1 protein-coding gene is annotated in these 1,456 nt (G+C 61.5%); it reads left to right on the top strand.

Going from position 1 to position 1,456, the window contains the following annotated elements; translation table 11 throughout:
* Positions 1-233 precede the first annotated feature (233 nt).
* On the top strand, positions 234-1,433 hold the full coding sequence (locus tag ACT3S2_RS15790; protein ID WP_444561930.1) for an IS110 family transposase: 1,200 nt from the start codon (positions 234-236) through the stop codon (positions 1,431-1,433).
* Positions 1,434-1,456 lie beyond the last annotated feature (23 nt).

The raw sequence follows: 1,456 nt of genomic DNA, 5'->3' as shown, positions 1-1,456 counted from the left end.
CCCGTTACATTTGTAGGACCCCGATAAACGGGGTTTGGTCGCTAGGTTCGGTATGACTGTCCTGCCCTGTCACTCATGATCCGGGGGGTGTTGTCGCCGAACCTGGAGGCACGCGTTGACCGCTGATAGGGACATGGCCCGGCGAGTTAGACACCGTGGTCTCTTCGTAACGTGGGTGTGGCATCGAGTGTCGTGACTAGCGGCCAACCGCACGGTGCAAAAGGAGCGCCACCATGAACAACGAAATCGCCGTGTTCTGCGGACTCGACGTCGGTAAATCGGGTCACCACGCAACAGCCCTGGACCGGGACGGTGGCCGGATCTTCGACCACCCCCTGCCCCAGGACGAGGCGAAACTACGAGAGGTCTTCACCCGGTTGCAGGCCCATGGGCCCGTACTGGTCATCGTTGACCAACCCAACACCATCGGCGCCCTGCCCATCGCGGTAGCCCGCGACGCGGGCTGCGAAGTCGCCTACCTCCCCGGACTCGCAATGCGAAAAGCCGCGGACCTATACCCGGGCAGAGCCAAAACAGATGCCCGGGACGCGTTCATCATCGCCGATACCGCCCGCTCAATGCCCCATACCCTGCGCCAAGTGGACCGGGACAGCGAGGTCCTCTCGGCGTTGAAGGTCCTGGCCGGCTTTGATGCCGACCTGACTCATGAATGCACCCGGGCCATCAACCGGCTCCGTGGCCTGCTGCTGCAGATCTTCCCTGCATTGGAGCGGGTTTTCCCCGAAACGAGGATCACCCGTCCGCTCGTGTTGGAGCTGTTCATCCACTACGGCGGACCCACCGGGCTGCGCGCCGCGGGTAAAGGGAACGTGTTGCGATTCGCCCGGAACCATTCCCGCAAGGATCCTTCCGTACTGGTCGGAGAGATTTTCACTGCCCTGTCAGAGCAGACGGTGACCGTGGCCGGCACGGCTGCGGTCGAAATCGTCGTCCCGAGGGTGGCGGCCCAGATCAAGGAACTCAAAACCCAGCGGGCGATCCTGGCCACCGAAGTGGAGAAGCTGGTCGATGACTTCCCTCTTTCCACGGTCTTGATCTCCATGCCAGGAGTCGGCATCAAGACCGCTGCAGCCGTGCTCCTGGCCATTGGAGACGGCCATGGATTCAAGGACGCAGCTCATCTGGCGGCCTACGCGGGGATCGCTCCGACATCAAGATACTCAGGCACCTCGATCCATGGTGAACACCCATCCCGATCGGGCAACAAAGCGTTGAAGAACGCCCTGTTCCGATCGGCTTGGGTCGCCAGCTGCCACGATCCGATCTCCATGGCCTACTACCAGCGAAAACGAGCCGAGGGAAAGAGACACAATGCAGCGGTAATGTGTCTAGCCAGGCGCCGCTGCGACGTTCTGTATTCAATGATCAAGAACGGGACCCTCTACCAGGCCAAGACTCCGATAGCGGCTTGACCAAAAGCATAGGGACACCCCCC

The organism is Arthrobacter sp. AOP36-A1-22, assembly GCF_052377615.1.
GTDB lineage: Bacteria > Actinomycetota > Actinomycetes > Actinomycetales > Micrococcaceae > Arthrobacter_H.
The sequence above is the reverse complement of the archived record's forward strand: the minus strand, read 5'-3'. Positions and strand labels throughout refer to the sequence as shown.

What these genes read in the sequence shown, in the direction of transcription:
- ACT3S2_RS15790 (WP_444561930.1), top strand. Translation starts at nt 234, where the DNA reads ATGAACAACGAAATCGCCGTGTTCTGCGGACTCGACGTCGGTAAATCG.